Source organism: Azohydromonas lata (assembly GCF_034427735.1).
Lineage (GTDB): Bacteria > Pseudomonadota > Gammaproteobacteria > Burkholderiales > Burkholderiaceae_C > Azohydromonas > Azohydromonas lata.
This window is the reverse complement of sequence record NZ_JAXOJX010000146.1, coordinates 1-3,747: the sequence shown is the minus strand read 5'-3', so window position 1 is coordinate 3,747 and position 3,747 is coordinate 1. Positions and strand designations below refer to the sequence as shown.

Below are 3,747 nucleotides of genomic sequence, written 5' to 3'. Positions count from 1 at the left end.
GGGCATACAGCTCACGCGCACGGGCTCGCTGTCAGTCTCTGACACCGACGCGGGTCAGGACAAGTTCTCCACCACCGTCTCCAACACCACCAGCGGCGGTGCTTGGGGCGCGCTGACCATCAACGCCGCTGGCACCTGGAGCTACGCGGTCGACAACAGCTTGGCTGCTCTGCAGGCGCTCAAGCAAGGCGAGACGCACACGGAGACCTTTACCGTCCAAAGCCTGGACGGCACCGCCTCGCAGACCGTCACCATCGTCGTCACCGGCGTCAACGACGCAGCCACCATCGACGCGGGCACCAACGGCGTCAACGCTCAAGCTGCGCTGACTGAAGATGCCGACACCGATGCCCTCACGCCAGGCATCCAGCTCACGCGCACGGGCTCGCTGTCCGTCTCTGACACCGACGCTGGCCAGGACAAGTTTTCCACTACCGTCACCGACGCCACGGTTGGCGGCGCCTGGGGCGCGCTGACCATCAACGCCGCCGGCACTTGGAGCTACACGGTCGACAACAGCCTGGCTGCGCTGCAGGCGCTTAAGGCAGGCGAGACGCACACGGAAACCTTCACCGTCCAAAGCCTGGACGGCACCGCTTCGCAGACCGTCACCATCGTCATCACTGGCGTTAACGACGCAGCCACCATCGACGCTGGTACCGACGGCGCCAACGCCCAAGCCGCGCTGACTGAAGACGCCGACACCGACACCGTCACGCCCGGCATTCAGCTCACGCGCACGGGCTCGCTGGCGGTCTCTGACACCGACGCCGGCCAGGACAAGTTCTCCACTACCGTCACCGACACCACCAGCGGCGGCGCCTGGGGCGCGCTGACCATCAACGCTGCCGGCACCTGGAGCTACACGGTCGACAACAGCCTGGCTGCGCTGCAGGCGCTTAAGGCAGGTGAAACGCACACGGAAACGTTCACCGTCCAAAGCCTGGACGGCACCGCCTCGCAGACCGTCACCATCGTCATCACTGGCGTCAACGACGCGGCCACCATCGACGCCGGCACTGACGGCGCCAACGCCCAAGCTGCGCTGACTGAAGACGCCGACACCGATGCCGGCACGCCGGGCATTCAGCTCACGCGCACGGGCTCGCTGTCCGTCTCTGACACCGACGCCGGCCAGGACAAGTTCTCCACCACCGTCACCGACACCACCAGCGGCGGCGCCTGGGGTGCACTGACCATCAACGCCGCCGGCACCTGGAGCTACACGGTCGACAACAGCCTGGCTGCGCTGCAGGCCCTCAAGCAAGGTGAGACCCACACCGAGACCTTCACTGTCCAAAGCCTGGACGGCACTGCGACGCAGACCGTCACCGTCGTCATCACTGGCGTCAACGACGCGGCCACCATCGACGCCGGCACTGACGGCGCCAACGCCCAAGCCGCGCTGACTGAAGACGCCGACACCGATACCGTCACGCCGGGCATACAGCTCACGCGCACGGGCTCGCTGTCCGTCTCGGACACCGACGCGAGCCAGGACAAGTTCTCCACTACTGTCACCGACACCACGGTTGGCGGCGCCTGGGGCGCGCTGACCATCAACGCCGCCGGCGCCTGGAGCTACTCGGTCGACAACAGCCTGGCTGCGCTGCAGGCCCTCAAGCAAGGCGAGACCCACACCGAGACCTTCACTGTCCAAAGCCTGGACGGCACCGCGACGCAGACCATCACCATCGTCATCACCGGCGTCAACGATGCCGCCACCATCGACGCGGGCACCAATGGCGTCAACGCCCAAGCTGCGCTGACTGAAGACGCCGACACCGATGCCCTCACGCCGGGCATTCAGCTCACGCGCACGGGCTCGCTGTCCGTTTCTGACACCGACGCCGGCCAAGACAAGTTCTCCACCACCGTCACCGACACCACCAGCGGTGGCGCCTGGGGCGCGCTGACCATCAACGCCGCTGGCACCTGGAGCTACACGGTCGACAACAGTCTGGCCGCGCTGCAGGCGCTTAAGGCAGGCGAGACCCACACCGAGACCTTCTCGGTGGCCAGCTTGGACGGCACCGCCTCGCAGACCGTCACCATCGTCATCACTGGCGTCAACGACGCGGCTACCATCGACGCCGGCACTGACGGCGCCAACGCCCAAGCCGCGCTGACTGAAGATGCCGACACAGACACCCTCACAGCAGGCATACAGCTCACGCGCACAGGCTCGCTCGCGGTCTCTGATGCCGACGCCGGCCAGGACAAGTTCTCCACCACCGTCACCGACACCACCAGCGGCGGTGCTTGGGGCGCGCTGACCATCAACGCCGCCGGCACCTGGAGCTACGCGGTCGACAACAGCTTGGCTACTCTGCAAGCGCTCAAGCAAGGCGAGACGCACACGGAAACCTTCACCGTCCAAAGCCGGGACGGCACCGCCTCGCAGACCGTCACCATCGTCATCACCGGCGTCAACGACGCCGCCACCATCGACGCCGGCACCGACGGCGCCAACGCCCAAGCCGCGCTGACTGAAGACGCCGACACCGACACCCTCACGCCCGGCATTCAGCTCACGCGCACGGGCTCGCTGTCCGTTTCTGACACCGACGCCGGCCAGGACAAGTTCTCCACCATCGTCACTGACACCACGGTTGGCGGCGCCTGGGGGGCGCTGACCATCAACGCCGCCGGTGCCTGGAGCTACTCGGTCGACAACAGCCTGACCGCGCTGCAGGCGCTCAAGCAGGGCGAGACCCACACCGAGACCTTCACCGTCCAAAGCCTGGACGGCACTGCGACGCAGACCGTCACCATCGTCATCACCGGCGTCAACGACGCCGCCACCATCGACGCGGGCACCAACGGCGCCAACGCCCAGGCCGCCCTCACCGAGGACGCTGACACCGACGCCCTCACGCCGGGCATTCAGCTCACGCGCACGGGCTCGCTGACCGTCTCTGACACCGACGCCGGCCAGGACAAGTTCTCCACCACCGTCACCGACACCGCCAGCGGTGGCGCCTGGGGCGCGCTGACCATCGACGCTGCCGGCACCTGGAGCTATGCGGTCGACAACAGCCTGGCTGCGCTGCAGGCGCTAAAAGCCGGCGAGACGCACACCGAGACGTTCACCGTTCAAAGCTTGGACGGCACCGCCTCGCAGACCGTCACCATCGTCATCACTGGCGTCAACGACGCAGCCACCATCGACGCCGGCACCGACGGCGCCAACGCCCAAGCTGCGCTGACTGAAGACGCCGACACCGATACCCTCACGCCAGGCATCCAGCTCACGCGCACGGGCTCGCTGTCCGTCTCTGACTCCGACGCTGGCCAGAACAAGTTCTCCACCACCGTCACCGACACCACCAGCGGTGGCGCCTGGGGCGCGCTGACCATCAACGCTGCCGGCACCTGGAGTTACGAGGTCGACAACAGCCTGGGCGCGCTGCAGGCGCTCAAGCAAGGTGAAACGCACACCGAGACCTTCACCGTCCAAAGCCTGGACGGCACCGCGACGCAGACCATCACCATCGTCATCACTGGCGTCAACGACGCCGCCACCATCGACGCCGGCACTGACAGCGCCAACGCTCAAGCTGCGCTGACTGAAGACGCCGACACCGATGCCCTCACGCCGGGTATTCAGCTCACGCGCACGGGCTCGCTGGCGGTCTCTGACACCGACGCCGGCCAGGACAAGTTTTCCACTACCGTCACCGACACCACCAGCGGTGGCGCATGGGGCTCGCTGACCATCAACGCCGCCGGCGCCTGGAGCTACGA

1 protein-coding gene is annotated in these 3,747 nt (G+C 66.9%); it reads left to right on the top strand.

Annotated features, from left to right (window positions below):
* On the top strand, window positions 1–3,747 hold a 3,747-nt coding region (locus tag SM757_RS34515; RefSeq protein ID WP_322468794.1), incomplete at both ends, for a beta strand repeat-containing protein.